Below are 18,005 nucleotides of genomic sequence, written 5' to 3'. Positions count from 1 at the left end.
GCCGCACTGTAGGACGACGGCCCGCGGCGCAGTTACGATAGCGGGTCAAGTTCTGTCGAGATCATGCCAAGCCCAACGCTGCTGCCACCAGCCGACCCCCAGGCCTACGCGCCCACGCCCGAGCGCCCGCTGCGCGCCAAGCTGCGCCGCATGAATGCCTCGGCCCGGATCGTGCCGCACCACCACGACTGGGCCCAGGTCGCCTTCTCCAGCACCGGCGTGATCCGCATGAGCGCGGCGCACAGCACCTACCTCGTGCCGCCGACCCGGGCGCTGTGGATTCCACCGGGGGTCGAACATGCCGTGGCGGCGGTGGAGGATGCCGAGATCCGCACCCTCTACGTGCACCGGTCGGCACGTTTCCCGGACGCCGCGGACGCCGGCGCGACGCCGTTTTCGCTCTGGACGGCCTGCCGCGTGCTCGAGGTGTCGCCCCTGCTGCGCGAACTGGTGGTGCACCTGGACACCGCGCCCGGCCCGGGCGCCGCGAGCGAACGCGAGCAATGCCTGGTCGCGCTGATCCTCGACGAACTGCGCCGCGCCGCGCCGGTACGGCTGGGCGTCGACCTGCCGCGTGACAAGCGCCTGCGCCAGCTCTGCGAGGCGGTGCTCGAGCAGCCGACGCGCTGGTCGACGCTCGACCAGTGGGCCGCCCAGGCCGGCGCCAGCCCGCGCACCGTGGCACGGCTGTTCCGCAGCGAACTCGGCACCACTTTCCAGCAATGGCGCCAGCAGGTGCTGCTGGCCCACGCACTCGGCCTCTCGGCCCGAAAGTTGCCGATGGCAAATATCGCGGCCGAGCTCGGTTACGCCAGTGCCAGCGCCTTCTCGGCCATGGTGCGCCGCACGCTCGGCGCGCCGCCGTCGCACTTCTTCGCCTGACGGTCCGCGGCCGGGCCCACCCGCGAATGCGGGGCCTGCTGACGTTTTGCGACAGGGCTTGCAACTGCCCCTGGCCGCGCCGGTGCACCCCGTAACAGAATGCAGGCTTCCACCCGGGCGATCCCGTAGGAGCCACGCATGTTGAAGTCCCTGTTCGGCGAACTCGGCCCGGCTGAAGACCCGCGCCGCCGGCAGGCGGCCGCCGAGGCCGACGGCGGTTTTGCCGCCACCGCCATCCTCGAGAGCGTGGCCACCGAGGTGAACGAACGCGGCCAGATGGTGGACCGCCACCTGAAGGACCTGGTCGTCAGCGGTTCGCCCGCCGCCGCCATCCGCGAGCATTTCGCCACCACGCGGGCCGACCTCGGCACCGCCACGCGCCAGATCACCCTGCTCGACCCGACCGGCGTCTGGGCTTCCTCGGTCGTCAAGGCGCTGTCGGATGCCGGCGGTCAGCCGATCGAGCGTCTGCACCTGCGCGAGCAGGGCACGCTGCGCACCCTCGCGATGATCGAGCGCACCAGCCTGATCCGCCGCCACGAGGACAAGCTCAACATCTACCACGCCGACGTGCGTGCGCCCGGCGCCGAGAACGCCGAGATCCCGGTGGCACTGATGGAACGTAGCCACATGACGACGGTGATCGTCGGCTCGATGCAGCCGCACGCCATCGACGCGCTGCTGCAGTCGCTGCGGCACGCGGTGGACCTGCCCAACTGGCGCTGCCCGAACCTGCTCTTCATGCTGCCGCCCAACGCGGTGTGGGTGGCCAACAAGATCAGCGCGGTGCAGTGGCCGGCCCGGCTGCACCTGCACGTGATCGACGAGCCGCTGATCAGCGCCTCGTCGGTGTGGAATGCGATGCTCGGCGTGTGGAACCTGGTCAAGCTGCAGCCCGACTGGGACCACGCGCCCAAGCCCGCCGCGCCGGAGTACCTGATCAAGGTGGCAGAGCTGAACGCGCCGCAGGCGCGGCCGGCCCAGACGACCGTGCCGCTCGCGCGCGCCGGCCGCGCCGTGCTCGACCCGGCGCGCGCCCGCCAGGCGCTGGCCGACATGCTGCCGCTCGAAGGCATGCTCGCCTGCGCCGCGGTCGACGCCACCACCGGCCTCGTGCTCGCACGCGAACTGCGCGAAGACCACCCGGTCGACATGGACGTGGTCGGCTCCGCCTGTGCCCAGGTGCTGCGCGACCACCGGCACGCCGCCGCCGGCATGGGCCTGGGCGGGCCGGTCGAGGAGATCATGACCAGCACCGCGCAGCGCCAGCAGGTCATGCGCGTGCTGGCGCGCTACCCGGAGGTGTTCGTGGTCGTGCTGCTGGACCGCCAGCGCACCAACCTGCCGCTGGCCCGCTACAAGCTGATGGAGCTCGACAAGGGCTTGCTCTAGCCTGCCGGCCGCACGGCAGCCGCAGGGCTAACATCGCTGTCCCGCGGGCCGAGGGGCCCGCCCGGATTGTGCGATGACCAGCCAGGTTCTCTTCGACTACACCCGCCAGGACAGCGCCGGCGCGAGCTGCACCGCGCAGGCCTGGGCCAAGGTGCCCGAGCCGCTCACGCCCACGCAGCGGCAGCAATGGAAGGCGCGCGCCGCCGAGCTGCTGCAGCGCCACGGCGCCGTGCTGGTGGCGCACTACTACGTCGACGGCGACCTGCAGGACCTGGCGCTCGAGACCGGCGGCTGCGTGGCCGATTCGCTCGAGATGGCGCGTTTCGGCCGCGACCATGCCGCGAAGACGCTGGTGGTCGCCGGCGTGCGCTTCATGGGCGAGTCCGCCAAGATCCTGTCGCCCGACAAGCGCGTGCTGATGCCGGATCTCGACGCGACCTGCTCGCTCGACCTGGGCTGCCCGCCCGACCAGTTCGCCGCCTTCTGCGACGCCCACCCGGACCGTCAGGTGGTCGTCTACGCCAACACCAGCGCGGCCGTGAAGGCGCGCGCCGACTGGATGGTGACCAGCTCCTGCGCGCTGGCGATCGTCAAGCACCTGAAGGACCAGGGCCACAAGGTCCTCTGGGCGCCGGACCGCCACCTCGGCCGCTACATCCGCGAGCAGACCGGCGCCGACATGCTGCTGTGGAACGGCGAGTGCATCGTGCACGACGAGTTCAAGGGGCTGGAGCTCGGCCTGCTGAAGAAGCAGCACCCCGGCGCGCTGGTGCTGGTGCACCCGGAGTCGCCGAAGAGCGTGGTCGACCAGGCCGACGTGGTGGGCTCGACGACCCAGATCCTGAACGCCGTGCTGAAGCACGACGCGCCGGCCTACATCGTCGCCACCGACCGCGGCATCCTGCACCGCATGCGCCAGCTCGCCCCGGGCAAGACGCTGCTGGAGGCTCCCACCGCCGGCGAGAGCGCCACCTGCAAGGCCTGCACGCACTGCCCGTGGATGGCGATGAACGCGCTGCAGGGCGTGGTGCACTGCCTGGAGACCGGCCAGGGCGAGATCGTCGTGCCCGAACCGACCCGCGCGCAGGCGCTCGGCTGCATCGAGCGCATGCTCGATTTCGTGGCGCAGCACCCGGCCAGCGTGCAGACGCCCGGCGTGGTGAAGAACCTCGGGGCGGCCTGATGGTCGAGACGAACGAGACCCTCGAGCAGGCGCGCGAGCGCAACATCCGCGACGCGCTGGCCGAGGACATCGGCCGCGGCGACTGGACCGCCCTGCTCGTGCCGGCCGCGCAGCGCGTGCGGGCCCGTGTGATCGTGCGCGAGGACGCGGTGCTGGCCGGGCGCGACTGGTTCGACGGCTGCCTGCACGCGCTCGACGCGGCAGCGCGCATCGACTGGCACGCCGCCGATGGCGAGCGTGTCGCGGCCGGCGCGGTGCTGTGCGGCATCGAGGCGAATGCCCGCGCCCTGCTCTCGGCCGAGCGGCCGGCACTGAACTTCCTGCAGCTGCTCTCGGCCACGGCCACCGTGACGCGAGCGCATGTGGACGCGATCGCCGGCGCCTCGCCCAATCCGCGCGGCTGCGCCATCCTGGACACCCGCAAGACGATTCCCGGACTGCGTCAGGCGCAGAAGTACGCCGTGCGCGTGGGTGGCGGGCGCAACCAGCGCCTGGCGCTGTGGCACGGCATCCTGATCAAGGAGAACCACATCGCGGCGGCGGGCGGCGTCGCCGCGGTGCTGCGCCAGGCGCGCGCGCTGGACGCCGGGGTCGAGATCCAGATCGAGGTCGAGTCGCTCGAGCAGCTGGCCGAGGCCCTGGCCGAGGGCGCCACCAGCGTGCTGCTGGACAATTTCGACCTGGCGCGCATGCGCGAGGCCGTGGCGCTGAACGCCGGCCGCGCCGAGCTGGAGGTCTCCGGCGGGGTTCAGCTCGAGCAGCTGCGCGAGATCGCCGCCACGGGCGTGGACCGCATCTCGATCGGCGCGCTGACCAAGCATGTGCGTGCGATCGATCTCTCGATGCGCGTGATCGAGCGCCTCTGACCCTACAGCCGCGCCGCCGGCTGCCGATAGCCCCCGGACGACCTGTCGTCGGGGGCCCTGGCATGAGCGGCGATTTCGATTCGATCTTCAACCACCACGAGCGTGCGGTGTTCGAAGCGGTGCGCGCGTCCGCGCCGCGCTTCGCGCACCTGGCCACGCCCGAGCTGCTGGCCGACATCGCCTGCGTGGCGCTGAACCGGCTGCCGCCGCGCTACATCCGCCACGAGGTGGATTTCGCCTTCTACCTGACCGACAAGGAGCGGCGCGACAACGACCGCGCGATCGCCGAGGCGGTCAACTTCGCGTTCGAGTTCGTGCAGGCCCGCAAGGCGATGCGCGCGCGCGTCTGATCAGTGCGCCGCCGAGGCCGGGACCGCCGGCTCGGCCGCCTCGGTGATCTCGCCCGGCACGCGCCGGCGCGCGAACAGCGTGTACACCGTCGGCACGACGAACACGGTCAGCAGCGTGCCCAGCGACATGCCGCCGACGATCACCCAGCCGATCTGGCGCCGGCTCTCGGCGCCGGCGCCGCTGGCCAGCGCCAACGGCAGCGCCCCCAGCACCATCGCCGCGGTGGTCATCAGGATGGGCCGCAGGCGCAGTGCCGCGGCCTCCTGCACCGCCTGCATCACGTCGCGGCCCTGCTGGCGCAGCTGGTTGCTGAACTCGACGATCAGGATGCCGTGCTTGGTGATCAGCCCGACCAGCGTGATCAGCCCGATCTGGGAGTAAACGTTCAGCGTGCCGCCCGACAGGCGCAGCGCCAGCAGCGCGCCGACCATCGACAGCGGCACCGACAGCAGGATGACGAACGGATCGACGAAGCTCTCGAACTGCGCCGCGAGCACCAGGAAGATGAACAGCAGCGCCAGCACGAACACCAGCCCGAGCGCGCCGCTGCTGGCGCGGAACTCGCGCGAGACGCCGTTCAGCTCGAGGGCGTAGCCCGGCTGCAGCACCTTGGCCGCGGTGGCGTCCATGAACTGCAGCGCCTCGCCGAGCGCGTAGCCGGGCGCGAGGTTGGCGGTCAGCGTGACCGAGCGGCGCTGGTTGAAGTGGTTCAGCTCGCGCGGGCTGACCGACTCGCGCACCGTCACCAGGGAGCTGAGCGGGATCATCGCGTCGTTGCGACCGCGCACGAACAGCCGGTCGATGTCCTCCGGCGTGGTGCGGCCGCGGCCCTCGGTCTGCACGATCACGTCGTACTGCTCGGCGTCGCGCTTGTAGCGCGTCACGTTGCGTCCGCCCAGCATGGTCTCGACGGTGCGCGCCACCTGCTCGACGCTGACGCCGGCATCGGCGGCACGGTCGCGGTCGACCTGCAGGAACAGCTCGGGCTTGTTCAGGCGCAGGTCGCTGTCGGGCTGCACGATGCCCGGGTTCTTCGCCATCTCGGCCAGAAAGGCCTGCGCCACGCCGGCCATGCGCTCGTACGAATCGGAGCTGACGATCACCACGTTGATCGAGCGCTCGCGGAAGCCCTGACCGAGCGAGGGCGGCGTGACCGGGAAGGCCGACACCCCGGGCAGCGCCGCAAACCTGGGCAGCAGCTCGCGCGCGAGCAGCAGCGTGCTGCGCTCGCGCTGCGACCAGTCCACCGTGCGCAGGAACGAGACACCCTGCGAGACCGTCGGGTTGCCGGTCACCACGAACACCCGGTCGAACTCCTCGTAGCCCATGCCGATGCGCTCGATCGCCTGCATGTAGCGCTGGGTGTACTCGAGCGTCGAGCCGTCCGGGGCGTTGACGGTGGCCAGGATCACGCCGCGGTCCTCCAGCGGCGCCAGCTCGCTCTTGGCCTGGCTGAACAGCCACCAGCTCGCGCCGGCACAGACCGCCATCACCAGGCCGACGATCCAGCGCTGCCCCAGCACGAAGCGCAGCGCGCCCTCGTAGGCACGGCCCAGGCCGGCCAGCAGCGCCTCCATGCCGCGGTCGAAGCGGTTGGGTGCCGGCTCGTGGCGCAGCAGCTTGCTGCACATCATCGGCGTCAGCGTCAGTGCGACGAAGCCGGAGACGATCACCGCGCCGGCCAGCGTCAGCGCGAACTCCACGAACAGCCGCCCGGTGCGCCCGGGGGTGAACGCCAGCGGCGCGAACACCGCGGCCAGCGTGAGCGTCATCGCCACCACCGCGAAGCCGACCTCGCGCACGCCGCGCAGCGCGGCCTGGAACGGGCTGAGGCCCTCCTCGATGTGGCGGAAGATGTTCTCCAGCACCACGATCGCATCGTCCACCACCAGGCCGATGGCCAGCACCAGCGCCAGCAGCGTGAGCGTGTTGACCGTGAAGCCGGCCAGCGCCATCACCGAGAACACCCCGATCAGGCTGACGGGAATCGTGACCAGCGGGATCACCGCGGCGCGCAGGTGGCGCAGGAACACGAACACCACCAGCGCCACCAGCACCACCGCCTCGGCGATGGTGCGGTAGACCGACTGGATCGAGCGGTCGATGAACACCGAGTTGTCGTTCGCCTGGGCCACGCGCAGGCCCGCCGGCAGTTCCTGCTGGATCTGCGGCATCACCGCCCGCACCCCGGCCGAGACCTCGAGCGGATTGGCGGTGGCCTGGCGGATCACGCCGGTGGAGACGGCCGGCACGCCGTTCAGCCGCACGCTGGTGCGCTCGCTGGCCGCGGCCTGCTCGATGCGCGCCACCTCGGCCAGCCGCACCGTGTAGCCGGCGGCGGTCTTGAGCGCGATCTGGCCGAACTGTGCCGGCGTGGCCAGATCGGTCTGCGCGGTGACGCTGAACTCGCGCTGCCGGCTCTCGATGCGCCCGGCCGGCACCTCGAGGTTCTGGCGCCGCAGCGCGTCCTCGACGTCCTGCACCGTCAGCCGGTAGGCGGCGAGCTTGTCCGGGTCGAGCCAGATGCGCATCGAGAACTTGCGGTCGCCGTTGATCTGCACGTCGGCCACGCCCGGCACGGTCTGCAGGCGCGGCTTGACGACCCGGTTGATCACGTCGGTGATCTCCAGCGGCGACAGCGTGTCGCTCTGGAAGGCGAGCCAGATGGTCGGCGTCGCGTCGGCCTCGACCTTGGCGATCACCGGCTCGTCGATCGCGTCGGGCAGCCGGGCACGCACGCGCGAGACGCGGTCGCGCACGTCGGCCGCCGCGTCCTCCGGGCTCTTGCTGAGCTTGAAGCGCACCGTGATCTGGCTCTGCTCCGAGCGCGACACCGAGGTGATGATGTCCACGCCCTCGATGCCGGCGATCGAGTCCTCCAGCGGCTTGGTGACCTGCGACTCGATCACCTCGGACGAGGCGCCGGTCAGGCGGGTGGTCACGTTGACCACCGGCTCGTCGATGCGCGGGTACTCGCGCACCTGCAGCAGCTGGAAGGACACCGCGCCGACCAGGATCAGCATCAGCGACATCACGGTCGCGAAGACCGGACGGCGGATCGAGGTTTCCGACAGCTTCATGCCGCGGACGAGGCGGCGCGGGGCGGACGCTTCGGTGCGGCCGGCGCGTCGATGTCGACCGCGCGCAGCGGCACCGCCTCGCCGCGCAGCAGGCGCGCATGGCCGGCGGTGACGACCTGGTCGCCGCCGCTCAGGCCCTCGAGGATCTCCACCTTGCCCGGCAGGCGCACGCCGATGCGCGCCTCCAGCCGCTGCGAGACCTGGCCGTTCGGCCCGTCCACCACCTTGATCAGGAACTGCTTGCCGCCTTGCGGCACCAGCGCCTCCTCGGGCACGAGCGTGGCCTGCTCGCGCACCGCGAACACCGTCCGCGCACGCGCGAACATGCCCGAGCGCAGCTCACCCTGCGGATCGGACAGGCGCGCGCGCACCAGCAGCGAGCGGCCGTTGGCGTCGAGCAGGGCATCCACCGCCTCCACCGTGCCCTTGAAGCCGCGGCCGGGCAGCGCGTCGATCTGCACCTCGACGCCCTGCCCCGTCTTCAGCCGCGCGAGGTAACGCTCGGCAAGGCGGAAGTCGACCCACATCGCCGAGCGGTCCTCGAGGCTGACCAGGTCGGTGCCGTCCTTCACGTAGTCGCCCAGGTCGACCGTGCGGATGCCGGCCACGCCGTCGAACGGCGCCTCGATGCGCATGCGCGCCAGCTGCGCCTGCGCGAGCGCGACCTGGGCCTGCGCCACCTCCAGCGCCGCGGCGCTCTGGTCGACGGCGCTGGCGCTGACGAAGCTCTGCGCCAGCAGCTCGCGATTGCGCTCGAGCGTGGTGCGCGCGATCGAGGCCTGCGCCTGCGCCTGCTGCAGCTGGGCGCGCTGCAGCGTGTCGTCGAGCTGCACCAGCAACTGGCCGCGCCGCACGCGTGCACCGTTCTCGAAGCCGAACTTCGCGATGCGGCCGCTGACCTCGGGCCGCAGCATCACGCTCTGGCGCGCACGCAGCGAACCCACGGCCTGGGCGTCGTCCTCGATGCGCGCCAGCTCGACGCGACCGATCTCCACCGGGGCGGCCGCGACCGGCTGCGCCGCAGGCACGGCGGCGCTGGCCGCCAGCACGGGCGCGCCGCCGACCGGCGCACGCTGCTGCCACCACCAGGCGAGCGTGCCGGCCGCGCCGATGCCGAGCACGGCGACGACGGTGTGCAGGGTCTTCACGTCAGGCGTCCTTCGAGTCGCAACGCAATGTAGCGTGCCGGATGGCCCGGCGCAGCGCGGGGTTTCGTCAGGCAGTCACCGACGCGGCACCGCGGTTGGCCAGGGCGTCGGCCCGCTCGTTGCCGACGTCGCCGGCGTGTCCCTTGACCCAGCGCCACTGCACGTGGTGCAGCTTGCGCAGCGCGTCCAGGCGCCGCCAGAGCTCGGCGTTCTTGACCGGCTTGCCGTCGGCCGTCTTCCAGCCGCGCCGCTCCCAGCCGTGGATCCATTCGGTGATGCCCTTGCGCACGTACTCGCTGTCGGTGTGCACCGTGACGTCGCAGGTGCGCTTGAGCGAAGACAGAGCCTCGATGACCGCCGTGAGTTCCATGCGGTTGTTGGTGGTCTGCTTCTCGCCGCCGAACAGCTCCTTCTCGTGCGTGCCGCTGCGCAGCCAGACGCCCCAGCCACCCGGCCCGGGGTTGCCCTTGCAGGCGCCGTCGGTCCAGACCTCGACCTGCGGGCGCGAAATCGTCGCGCCGCTCATGCCCTTGTCCTCAAGCCGGTTCCTCCTCGGTGCGGCGCTGCTTCTGCGTGGCGATCACGGCACCGGCCTTGACGCGCCGCACCGGCTCGCGCGCCAGGCCCACCAGCCGCATGCCGCGCACGCGCTTGACCGCGGTGACGAAATAGGCCGCGCCGAACACCGGCCACCAGCGCTCGCCGGAATGGTCCATCCACGCGCTGCGCTGCAGCCAGCGCTCCGAAGCCACCGGCAGCCGGTAGCAGCCGAAGCGTCCGGCCTCGACCTCGAAACTGAGCAGGCGCAGCCAGTCGCGCAGCCGCCGGTAGGCCAGGAACTCGCCCGCATCGGGCAGGAACAGGCCCTGGCGCCGCGCCAGCCCCAGGCCGCGCCGGATGCGCCCGAAGCGCTGCCGCAGGCCCCACAGGCTGGCCGGGTTGAAGCCGACGATCACCACGCGGCCCTCCGGCACCAGCACCCGCTCGACCTCGCGCAGCGTCTGGTGCGGGTCGTGTGCCAGCTCCAGCGTGTGCGGCAGCACCACCAGGTCGAGGCTGGCGCTGTCGAAGGGCAGCGCGTCGTAGTCGACGCGCAGCGCCAGCGCGGCGCGCGGCAGTGCGGCCTCCTCGGCGGCGGCTGGCGCTCCGGCCTGCTCGGCCACCCAGCGGTGCGGCATGCGGTTGGCGCGCAGCGCGTCGAGCTCGGGCAGGCCGAGCTGCACGGCGTGGAAGCCGAACAGGTCGGCCACCGCGCTGTCCAGGTGCTGCTGTTCCCACTCGAGCAGGTAACGGCCCGCCGGGCTCTGCAGCCAGCGGGTCAAACCTATAATCCGCGGGTTATCCGCCATGAACCTGATCGCCCTGCCTGCCTTCGCCGACAACTACATCTGGATGCTGCACGACGGTGACCGCGCCGTGGTCGTGGATCCAGGCGAAGCGGGACCGGTCGAAGCCGCGCTCGATGCACACCGCCTGACTCTGGCGGGCATTCTAGTGACCCATCACCATGGCGATCATGTCGGCGGCGTCGATGCCCTCCGCCCGCGCCTGCGCGGCACGGTGCACGGCCCGCGGCGCGAGGACATCCCGGCACCCTACGAGCCGCTCGACGACGGCGACGTGGTCGACGTGCTCGGCCTGCGCTTCGACGTGATCGAGGTGCCCGGGCACACGGCGGGCCACATCGCCTACTTCCACCAGGGCGGCGAGCCCGTGCCGCTGCTGTTCTGCGGCGACACGCTGTTCTCCGGCGGCTGCGGTCGCCTGTTCGAGGGCACGCCGCCGCAGATGCACGCCTCGCTCGCACGCCTGGCCGCGCTGCCGGGCGACACGCGGGTCTGCTGCGCCCACGAGTACACCCTGTCCAACCTGCGCTTCGCGCATGCGGTGGAGCCCGGCAACGAAGCGTTGGCGCGCTACGCCGCCTGGTGCGAGGCCGAACGTGCGCAACAGCGCCCCACCCTGCCCTCGACCATCGCCCGCGAGCGCGCCGTCAACCCGTTCCTGCGCTGCGACGAGCCGGCCGTCGTCGCGGCCGCGGTGGCGCATGGCGCGCCCAGCCGCGGCGGCAGCGACGTGTTCGCAGCGCTGCGCCAGTGGAAGAACGAATTCCGATGACCCGACCGACCGCCGTCCGTGTCCGAGCGTGCCTGGCCGCGCTGGCAATCTTCCTGGCAGGCTGCGCAACGGCGCCGACGACGGGCGACACGCCAGTCGGGCCGGTTGCCGCGGAGGCCGTGCCCGTCGTCCCGGACCCGCCGGCAGCACCGGTACCGCTTGCCGAGCCGGCCGCGGAAAGCGCCAGGGCACCGGCGCCGGTCGACCCGCTGCGCCCGGAGGTGCCGCTCGACCTCGACGACCGCAGCGCCCGCGTCGACCTGTGGGAGCGCGTGCGCGGCGGCCTGCGCATCCCGACCCTCGACAACGAGCTGGTGCGCCAATGGGAGCGTTGGTACGCCGACCGGCCCGACTACGTGCAGCGCATGACCGAGCGCGGCGGGCGCTACCTGTTCCACATCGTCGAGGAACTCGACAAGCGCGGCATGCCCGCCGACCTGGCGCTGCTGCCCTTCGTCGAGAGCGCCTTCAATCCTCAGGCGATGTCCTCGGCACGCGCCTCGGGCATGTGGCAGTTCATGCCCGCCACCGGCCGCAGCTTCGAGCTGCGCCAGAACATGTTCCGCGACGACCGGCGCGACGTGCTGGCCTCCACGCGCGCCGCGCTCGACTACCTGCAGAAGCTGCACGGCATGTTCGACGACTGGCAGCTCGCGCTGGCGGCCTACAACTGGGGCGAGGGCAACGTCGGCCGCGCCATCGAGCGCAACCGCCGCGCCGGCCTGCCGACCGACTACGACAGCCTGCGCATGCCGGCCGAGACGCGCAACTACGTGCCCAAGCTGCAGGCGATCAAGAACATCGTTCTCGCGCCGGCCGACTACGGCCTCGAGCTGCCGGAACTGGCCAACCACCCCTACTTCCTGGCCGTGCCGATCGAACGCGACATCGACGTCGCGCTGGCCGCCACGCTGGCCGAGCTGCCGCTGGACGAGTTCAAGGCACTCAACCCGCAGATGAACAAGCCGGTGATCCTGGCCGCCGGCACGCCGCAGGTGCTGCTGCCCTACGACAACGCCAACACCTTCGTGCGCCGGCTGCCGCAGCACCGCGGCCCGCTGGCGAGCTGGACGGCCTGGGTCGCACCCCGGACGCTCAGCACCGCCGCGGCCGCCAAGCTGGTGGGCATGGACGAGGCGACGCTGCGCGAGGTCAACCGCATTCCGCCGCGCATGCTGGTGCGTGCCGGCTCGGCGCTGCTGGTGCCGCGCAGCGAACAGCGCCATGCCGACGTGCCCGAGCACCTGGCCGAACATGCGCAGATCGCGTTCGCACCGGCCGAGCCGGCGAAGCGCCGGCTGGTGCTCAAGGCCGGCAAGCGCGACAGCGTCGCCAGCGTCGCGCGGCGCTACCGGGTCGCCCCGGCGCAGGTGGCGCAGTGGAACGACGTGGCCGTCGGCAGCCGGTTCCGGGCGGGCGAGCAGGTGGTGGTGTGGGTCGCCGCGAAGCCGGCCAAGAAGGTCGCCGCGGGCCGGCCGGCGGCGCGCAAGACCGCCAGCGTCAAGCGCACGGCGCGCGGCAGCAACACGCGGGTGGCCGCCTCGGCGCGCTGACCGGCACGCGAGCTCAGTGCCGGTCCACCAGCGCGTGGGCGATGGTGCCGAGGTCGACGTACTCCAGTTCGCTGCCGATCGGCACGCCGCGCGCGATGCGCGTCACCTTCAGCCCGCGCGCCTTCAGGGCCTCGGCCAGCACGTGGGCGGTGGCCTCGCCCTCGGCGGTGAAGCTGGTGGCGAGGATCACCTCCTCGGTCACGCCGTCGGCGGCACGCTGCAGCAGCTCGGCCGCGCCGATCTCGCGCGCGCCGACGCCGTCCAGCGGGCTCAGGCGCCCGAGCAGCACGAAGTACAGCCCGCGGTAGCTGCCGGTGCGCTCGAGCGCCCCCTGGTCGGCCGGCGTCTCGACCACGCAGAGCTGGCGCGCATCACGCGTCGTGTCGCGGCAGATGTCGCACAGCGTCGCCTCGCTGAAGGTGTGGCAGCGCTCGCAGTGGCGCACCTGCGTCGCCGCGGCCTCCAGCGCCCGCGCCAGCTGCTGCATGCCGGCTCGGTCGTGCTGCAGCAGGTGGTAGGCGATGCGCTGGGCCGACTTCTGGCCGATGCCCGGCTGGCGGCGCAGCGCCTCGATCAGCGCGGCAAGGGTCGGCTCGGTCACGCGGCGGGACTCAGAAGGGGAACTTCATCCCCGGTGGCATGGGCATCCCCGCCGTCAGCTTGCCCATCTTCTCCTGGCTGACCTGCTCGGCGCGGCGCACGCCGTCGTTGAAGGCGGCAGCCACCAGGTCCTCGAGCATGTCCTTGTCGTCGGCCAGCAGGCTCGGGTCGATCTGCACGCGCTTGACGTCGTGCTTGCAGGTCATCGTGACCTTCACCAGGCCGGCGCCGGACTGGCCCTCGACCTCGATCAGGGCGAGTTCCTCCTGCGCCTTCTTCAGGTTGTCCTGCATCGCCTGGGCCTGCTTCATCAGGCCGGCCAGCTGGTTCTTCATCATCGCGGGTGCTCCTGGGGATTCAATGGGGCTTGACCGAACCCGGCACGATGCGGGCGGTCTTGTACTGGGCGAGCAGCGCGCGCACCAGCGGGTCGTCGTGGATGATCTGCTCGGCCTCGGCCTGGCGGCGCGCGCGCTCGGCGGCCTCGCGCCGCGCCGGCGAATCGTCCACCGCGCCGGCCTCCACCACCAGCCGCACCGGCGCGCCGAGCGCGGCGCCGAGCGCCTCCTGCAGCTTGTCGACATTGGCGGCACTGCGCAGCGTCTCGCGTTCGACGCGCAGGGTCCAGACCGACTGCTCGACACCGATGCACTGGGCCTGGAGCGCCAGTTCGCGCACCAGTGCGCCGATCGTGTTGGCCTCGACCATGCGGCGCACCAGCGCGTTCCAGCGGTCGCCCAGCGGCGTGGCGTTGACGGTCGGCGCCGCGAGCGGCGCGGGCACGGCCGGCGGCGCGGCGATGGCCGCGGCCTCGTCGGCTGGGGCCAGTTCGTCGGGTGCGTCCAGCCAGGGCGGCGGCTCGGGGGCCTCCACCCGCAACGCTGCGGGGGCCGGCGCTGCGGCGGCCGCAGCGGCCAGCGTCGGCCGGGACGGCGCGGAGGCGACCGTGCTCGGCGCCGGGCGTGGTCGGGCCGCGGCCGTTGCCGCCGTGTCGGGCGCACGCGCCGCGGGGCCGCCGGCCGGGCGGAAGGCCAGCGCGCGCAGCAGCACCATCATCAGGCCGCTGTACTCGTCCGGGGCCAGCGCCAGTTCGGCACGGCCGTGCAGTGCGATGCTGTAGACGAGCTGCGTCTCGTCGGCCGGCAGCAGTCCCGCCAGGCGCGCCACCGTCGGTGCGTCCGGGTCGTCGGTGTCGCCGGCCTCCGGCACCGCCTGCAGCACGGCCATCTGCTGCAGCAGCGTGGCCAGTTCCTCCAGCGTGCCGGCGGCCGAGAGCCCGAGCCCGCGCAGGGCGTCGACCGCAGCGACCAGCCCGGCACCGTCGCCCGCGGCCAGCGCCTCGAGGATGCGCACCGCGTGGCTGCGGTCCACCGCGCCGAGCATCTGGCGCACGCCGGCCTCGGCCAGCGCGCCGCCGCCGAAGGCGATGGCCTGGTCGGTGAGCGAGAGCGCATCCCGCATCGAGCCGCGGGCGGCCCGCGCCAGCAGGCGCAGCGCGCCGGGCTCGCTGGCGATGCCCTCCTCGCCGAGCACCCGCGCCAGGTGCTCCTGCACGGTCTGCGGGGCCATCGGCCGCAGGTTGAACTGCAGGCAGCGCGACAGCACGGTCGGCGGCACCTTCTGCGGGTCGGTGGTCGCCAGCACGAACTTGAGGTACTCGGGCGGCTCCTCGAGCGTCTTGAGCATCGCGTTGAATGCGGTGGTCGAGAGCATGTGCACTTCGTCGATCATGTAGACCTTGAAGCGCCCGAGCACCGGCTTGTAGACCGCCTGGTCGAGCAGCTGCGAGATCTCGTCGACGCCGCGGTTGCTGGCGGCGTCGAGCTCGACATAGTCGACGAAGCGGCCGGCATCGATGTCGCGGCAGGCATCGCACACGCCGCAGGGACTGGCGGTGATGCCGCCCGAGCCGTCCGGCCCGGTGCAGTTGAGCGACTTGGCGAGGATGCGCGAGACCGTGGTCTTGCCCACCCCGCGCGTGCCGGTGAACAGGTAGGCATGGTGCAGGCGCTGCTGGGTGAGCGCATTGGCCAGCGCCTGCACGACGTGCTCCTGCCCGACCATCGCGTCGAAGCCGCGGGGCCGGTACTTGCGCGCGAGCACGAGGTAGCTCATGCGGGGCATTCTACGGGCCGCCCCCGCGCTGTCCGCGGGCAGGGCCTCGCCGATAATCCCGCCCCATGACCGATGCCGCCTCCCCCGATTCCCACAGCACGCTGAGCTACGAACTATCCGGCGTCGTCTACGACCTGATCGATCCGCTCAAGGTCGCCGCGCAGCGCGCCGCCGCCGCCACCGGCGCCAACCTGGCCGCACGCGGCTTCGCCGAGATCGCCGCCTCGCGCGGCGAATCGGCCTACGTGGTCGACGTCGGGCCGTTCCACCTCGCCAGCATCGTCGAATGCCTGGGATCCAAGGCGCTGGTGGCCGACGCGATGCACGAGCTGACCGGGCGCAGCTGGTACGACGCGATCGCGCAGGACACCATCGCGATGGCGATCAACGACCTGATCACCGTCGGTGCCACGCCGCTGGTGGTGCAGGCCTACTGGGCTGCCGGCGGCTCGGACTGGTTCGGCGACAGCCAGCGCGCGCAGGCGCTGGTGGCGGGCTGGAAGGCCGCCTGCGACCGCTGCGGCGTGGCCTGGGGCGGCGGCGAGACGCCGGCGCTGGCGGGCATCGTGGCCGACGGCCGCATCGACCTCGCGGCCAGCTGCACCGGCATCGTCAACCCGAAGAGCCGGCTGTCGCTGGGCGACCGGCTGGGCGCCGGCGACGCGATCGTGCTGCTCGGCTCCAGCGGCATCCACGCCAACGGGCTGAGCCTGGCGCGCAAGCTGGTCGAACGCCTGCCGCAGGGCTACCTCACCGAGATCGCGCCGGGGCTGAGCTACGGCGAGGCGCTGCTCGCGCCCACCGTGCTGTACTCGCCGGTCACCGAGGCACTGGCGCAGGCCGGCATCGTGCCGCACTACTGCGCCAACATCACCGGCCACGGCTGGCGCAAGCTGCTGCGCCATCCCGCGGCACTGACCTACCGCATCGACGCGATCCCGCCCGTGCCGCCGGTGCTGCGCTTCATCCAGCAGCACGCCCGTCAGGACGACCACGAGGCCTACGGCACGCTCAACATGGGTGCCGGCTTCGCGCTGTTCGTCGCGGCGGAACAGGCGCCGGCCTGCGTCGAGATCGCGCGGGCGCAGGGCGTCGAGGCGCTGGTGGCCGGGCGTGTCGAGGCCGGGCCGAAGCGGCTGATCATCGGGCCGCTCGGGCTCGAGTACGGCAGCGACGAGCTGCAGCTGCGCTGATCACGGCGCCGGCAGCGCCAGCACCAGCTGGTTGCGCAGGCTGCGGGCCAGGCGCAGGCAGGCCTCGTCGGGCCGCAGCGGCGCATCCGGGCCGGCATCGAGGTAGATCATGCCCAGCGGCCGGCCGCGCACCTGCAGCGGCAGCACCATGAAGCGCCGCGCCGCCGGCCCGGCGCGGAACCAGTCCGGCAGGCGCTGCGCGATGCGTGGTTCGGCTGCGTCCTCGATCAGCGTGTCGGCCCCGCGCCGGCACAGCATCGCGAACAGCTCGCGCGGTTCGTCCGGGTCGATGCGGCTGCCCGCGTGCCACTGCGCCGCGCCGTCGCGCGAGAGCGTGACCAGACCATGCATCGGACCGCGGCCGCTCGGCGCCAGAAACAGCATCGCGGCACGTGCCTCGAGCCCGCGCCAGAGCGACTCCAGCGCCAGCGCCGGCGCGCCGGCCAGCGCGTCGCCGCCCGCCACCAGCGCGGCGCTGAGGTCCTGGATCGCGATGCCGAGCAGCTCGGCGCCGCGCGGCGCCACGGCCGGCCCGGGCGTGGCCGGCGGCAGGGCCAGCGGATCGGGCAGCGGCGCCGTCGCCTCCGGCGCCACGCCACCGGCCGCCCTCCCGCCCCAGGCCGGAAAGCGCTCCAGCGTGAGGTCGAGTGCGGCCGCCAGTTCCGGCAGTCGCAGGCGGGCGCGCTGCAGCAGGCTGTCGAGCCGGCGCGCGTCGGGGCCGTCCGGGTGGCGCAACAGGCGCGGGTGCGATCCGGCCCAGCGCTCGGGCGCGACGTGCAGCATCAGGTCGGCGAGGTCGTCGGCGAGGATCGCGATCTCCACCGGCCCGAACCGGGCCCCCGGCGCCGGCGGCAGTCCGGCCGGGTCGCGCCACATCGCCCGCAGCAGCTCGGCCGGCCAGCCCCAGGGGCCCGCCACCTGCTGGGCGATCTCGCTGCAGCCCAGGCCAAGCTGTCTGCGCGCGGCCGCCTCCTCCGCATCGCCGCGCGGCCAGAGCGCCGGCGCCACCGCGGCGCGCAGCGCCTGCGCCTGCTCGGGCAGGTGCAACGCCAGCAGCAGCCGGCCGAGGTTGCGGAACAACGCCGCGAGGTAGGCGTCCTCGGCGTCGCGCCGGCCCTCGGCCAGCATCTCGGCGATCTGGCCGGCCAGCATCGCCCGCAGGCACTCCTCGCGCAGCAGCACGTTGCCGCTGCGCCGTGCGACCGACTCGACCATGCGCGCCGCCACCGCCAGCCGCCCGACCGCCTCGAATCCCAGCACGGCGATCGCACGTGTCACGGTGACGATGTGCCCGGCCCCGGCGGCCCGGTAGTAGGCCGCATTGACCAGGCGCAGCAGCCGCTGGCTCAGTCCGATGTCCTTCAGCAGTGCCGACGACAGGCTCTGCACGCGGGCACGGTCGCAGCGGGCGAGCCGGCGCACCTCGGGCATGAAGCCGGGCAGCGAGGGGAAGTCGGGTTGGCGCGAGAGCCGGTCCAGCAGCGCATCGACCGGGGCGGGAGCGTTCATTCCCGCATTGGATCA

General features: G+C 72.6%; 16 protein-coding genes. 8 read left to right on the top strand and 8 right to left on the bottom strand.

Annotation, left to right across the window (positions count from 1 at the left end; translation table 11 throughout):
* The first annotated feature begins 63 nt into the window (after positions 1–63).
* From D9C15_RS11615 to D9C15_RS11595, 5 genes are all read left to right on the top strand, one after another.
* Entirely contained in the window at positions 64–882 is an 819-nt protein-coding gene (locus D9C15_RS11615; RefSeq protein WP_127997600.1) for an AraC family transcriptional regulator, read from the top strand.
* Positions 883–1,020: 138 nt separating this feature from the next.
* Positions 1,021–2,274: a hypothetical protein gene (locus D9C15_RS11610; RefSeq protein ID WP_127997599.1), complete on the top strand. Its 1,254-nt coding sequence runs from the start codon at positions 1,021–1,023 to the stop codon at positions 2,272–2,274.
* A 73-nt stretch (positions 2,275–2,347) separates the two neighbouring features.
* Positions 2,348–3,457, top strand: a complete 1,110-nt coding sequence (nadA, locus tag D9C15_RS11605) for a quinolinate synthase NadA (RefSeq protein ID WP_127997598.1) — start codon at positions 2,348–2,350, stop codon at positions 3,455–3,457.
* On the top strand, positions 3,457–4,323 hold the full coding sequence (gene nadC / locus D9C15_RS11600; protein ID WP_127997597.1) for a carboxylating nicotinate-nucleotide diphosphorylase: 867 nt from the start codon (positions 3,457–3,459) through the stop codon (positions 4,321–4,323). Before nadA ends, nadC begins: the two co-directional genes overlap by 1 nt.
* Positions 4,324–4,385: 62 nt before the next feature.
* Positions 4,386–4,673 (top strand): late competence development ComFB family protein, encoded by a 288-nt coding sequence (locus D9C15_RS11595; protein WP_127997596.1) that lies wholly within the window; start codon positions 4,386–4,388, stop codon positions 4,671–4,673.
* On the opposite strand, the gene D9C15_RS11590 is transcribed toward D9C15_RS11595, so the two are convergent.
* From D9C15_RS11590 to D9C15_RS11575, 4 genes are all read right to left on the bottom strand, one after another.
* A complete protein-coding gene (locus D9C15_RS11590) occupies positions 4,674–7,754 on the bottom strand; it encodes an efflux RND transporter permease subunit (RefSeq protein ID WP_127997595.1) in 3,081 nt (1,026 codons plus the stop codon).
* The gene (locus D9C15_RS11585; protein WP_127997594.1) at positions 7,751–8,902 is read right to left on the bottom strand and encodes an efflux RND transporter periplasmic adaptor subunit; all 1,152 of its coding nucleotides are present in this window, start codon (positions 8,900–8,902) and stop codon (positions 7,751–7,753) included. The genes D9C15_RS11590 and D9C15_RS11585 overlap by 4 nt, the downstream gene beginning before the upstream one ends.
* Before the next feature lie 67 nt (positions 8,903–8,969).
* Complete coding sequence (rnhA, locus tag D9C15_RS11580) at positions 8,970–9,428, bottom strand: ribonuclease HI (RefSeq protein ID WP_127997593.1); 459 nt, start codon at positions 9,426–9,428, stop codon at positions 8,970–8,972.
* A gap of 10 nt (positions 9,429–9,438) precedes the next feature.
* Complete coding sequence (locus D9C15_RS11575; protein WP_127997592.1) at positions 9,439–10,251, bottom strand: class I SAM-dependent methyltransferase; 813 nt, start codon at positions 10,249–10,251, stop codon at positions 9,439–9,441.
* On the opposite strand from D9C15_RS11575, the gene gloB reads away from it, so the two are divergent.
* The gene (gene gloB, locus D9C15_RS11570) at positions 10,250–11,020 is read left to right on the top strand and encodes a hydroxyacylglutathione hydrolase (RefSeq protein ID WP_127997591.1); all 771 of its coding nucleotides are present in this window, start codon (positions 10,250–10,252) and stop codon (positions 11,018–11,020) included. The genes D9C15_RS11575 and gloB overlap by 2 nt on opposite strands.
* Before the next feature lie 119 nt (positions 11,021–11,139).
* Positions 11,140–12,573, top strand: coding sequence for a transglycosylase SLT domain-containing protein (locus D9C15_RS11565; RefSeq protein ID WP_375138776.1), 1,434 nt, complete (start codon positions 11,140–11,142; stop codon positions 12,571–12,573).
* Between the two features lie 13 nt (positions 12,574–12,586).
* On the opposite strand, the gene recR is transcribed toward D9C15_RS11565, so the two are convergent.
* The 3 genes from recR to dnaX are packed head-to-tail and all read right to left on the bottom strand — an operon-like array spanning position 12,587 to position 15,288.
* On the bottom strand, positions 12,587–13,174 hold the full coding sequence (recR, locus tag D9C15_RS11560) for a recombination mediator RecR (protein ID WP_127997589.1): 588 nt from the start codon (positions 13,172–13,174) through the stop codon (positions 12,587–12,589).
* Between the two features lie 10 nt (positions 13,175–13,184).
* A complete protein-coding gene (locus tag D9C15_RS11555) occupies positions 13,185–13,511 on the bottom strand; it encodes a YbaB/EbfC family nucleoid-associated protein (protein WP_112189629.1) in 327 nt (108 codons plus the stop codon).
* Between the two features lie 19 nt (positions 13,512–13,530).
* Positions 13,531–15,288 carry a DNA polymerase III subunit gamma/tau gene (gene dnaX, locus D9C15_RS11550; protein ID WP_127997588.1) on the bottom strand — a complete coding sequence of 586 codons (1,758 nt, stop codon included), beginning with the start codon at positions 15,286–15,288 and terminating at the stop codon, positions 13,531–13,533.
* A gap of 65 nt (positions 15,289–15,353) precedes the next feature.
* Between dnaX and D9C15_RS11545 the strand changes: the two genes are divergently transcribed.
* Positions 15,354–16,481 carry an AIR synthase-related protein gene (locus D9C15_RS11545; RefSeq protein ID WP_127997587.1) on the top strand — a complete coding sequence of 376 codons (1,128 nt, stop codon included), beginning with the start codon at positions 15,354–15,356 and terminating at the stop codon, positions 16,479–16,481.
* Here the strand turns inward: D9C15_RS11545 and D9C15_RS11540 are convergent, their stop codons facing one another.
* A complete protein-coding gene (locus D9C15_RS11540; RefSeq protein WP_127997586.1) occupies positions 16,482–17,990 on the bottom strand; it encodes an HDOD domain-containing protein in 1,509 nt (502 codons plus the stop codon). It lies immediately after the preceding gene.
* Positions 17,991–18,005: the final 15 nt, after the last annotated feature.

The sequence above is a fragment of the Piscinibacter defluvii genome (assembly GCF_004011805.1).
Taxonomy (GTDB): Bacteria; Pseudomonadota; Gammaproteobacteria; order Burkholderiales; family Burkholderiaceae_C; genus Piscinibacter; species Piscinibacter defluvii.
This window is presented reverse-complemented; position numbering and strand designations above follow the sequence as displayed.

Bases quoted from the DNA above. Each gene is read 5' to 3' on its own strand.
- D9C15_RS11575 (WP_127997592.1), bottom strand. From the start codon at position 10,251: ATGGCGGATAACCCGCGGATTATAGGTTTGACCCGCTGGCTGCAGAGC.
- gloB (WP_127997591.1), top strand. From the start codon at position 10,250: ATGAACCTGATCGCCCTGCCTGCCTTCGCCGACAACTACATCTGGATG.
- nadC (WP_127997597.1), top strand. From the start codon at position 3,457: ATGGTCGAGACGAACGAGACCCTCGAGCAGGCGCGCGAGCGCAACATC.
- D9C15_RS11595 (WP_127997596.1), top strand. From the start codon at position 4,386: ATGAGCGGCGATTTCGATTCGATCTTCAACCACCACGAGCGTGCGGTG.
- D9C15_RS11615 (WP_127997600.1), top strand. From the start codon at position 64: ATGCCAAGCCCAACGCTGCTGCCACCAGCCGACCCCCAGGCCTACGCG.
- D9C15_RS11555 (WP_112189629.1), bottom strand. From the start codon at position 13,511: ATGATGAAGAACCAGCTGGCCGGCCTGATGAAGCAGGCCCAGGCGATG.
- rnhA (WP_127997593.1), bottom strand. From the start codon at position 9,428: ATGAGCGGCGCGACGATTTCGCGCCCGCAGGTCGAGGTCTGGACCGAC.
- nadA (WP_127997598.1), top strand. From the start codon at position 2,348: ATGACCAGCCAGGTTCTCTTCGACTACACCCGCCAGGACAGCGCCGGC.
- dnaX (WP_127997588.1), bottom strand. From the start codon at position 15,288: ATGAGCTACCTCGTGCTCGCGCGCAAGTACCGGCCCCGCGGCTTCGAC.
- D9C15_RS11540 (WP_127997586.1), bottom strand. From the start codon at position 17,990: ATGAACGCTCCCGCCCCGGTCGATGCGCTGCTGGACCGGCTCTCGCGC.
- D9C15_RS11610 (WP_127997599.1), top strand. From the start codon at position 1,021: ATGTTGAAGTCCCTGTTCGGCGAACTCGGCCCGGCTGAAGACCCGCGC.
- D9C15_RS11545 (WP_127997587.1), top strand. From the start codon at position 15,354: ATGACCGATGCCGCCTCCCCCGATTCCCACAGCACGCTGAGCTACGAA.
- D9C15_RS11590 (WP_127997595.1), bottom strand. From the start codon at position 7,754: ATGAAGCTGTCGGAAACCTCGATCCGCCGTCCGGTCTTCGCGACCGTG.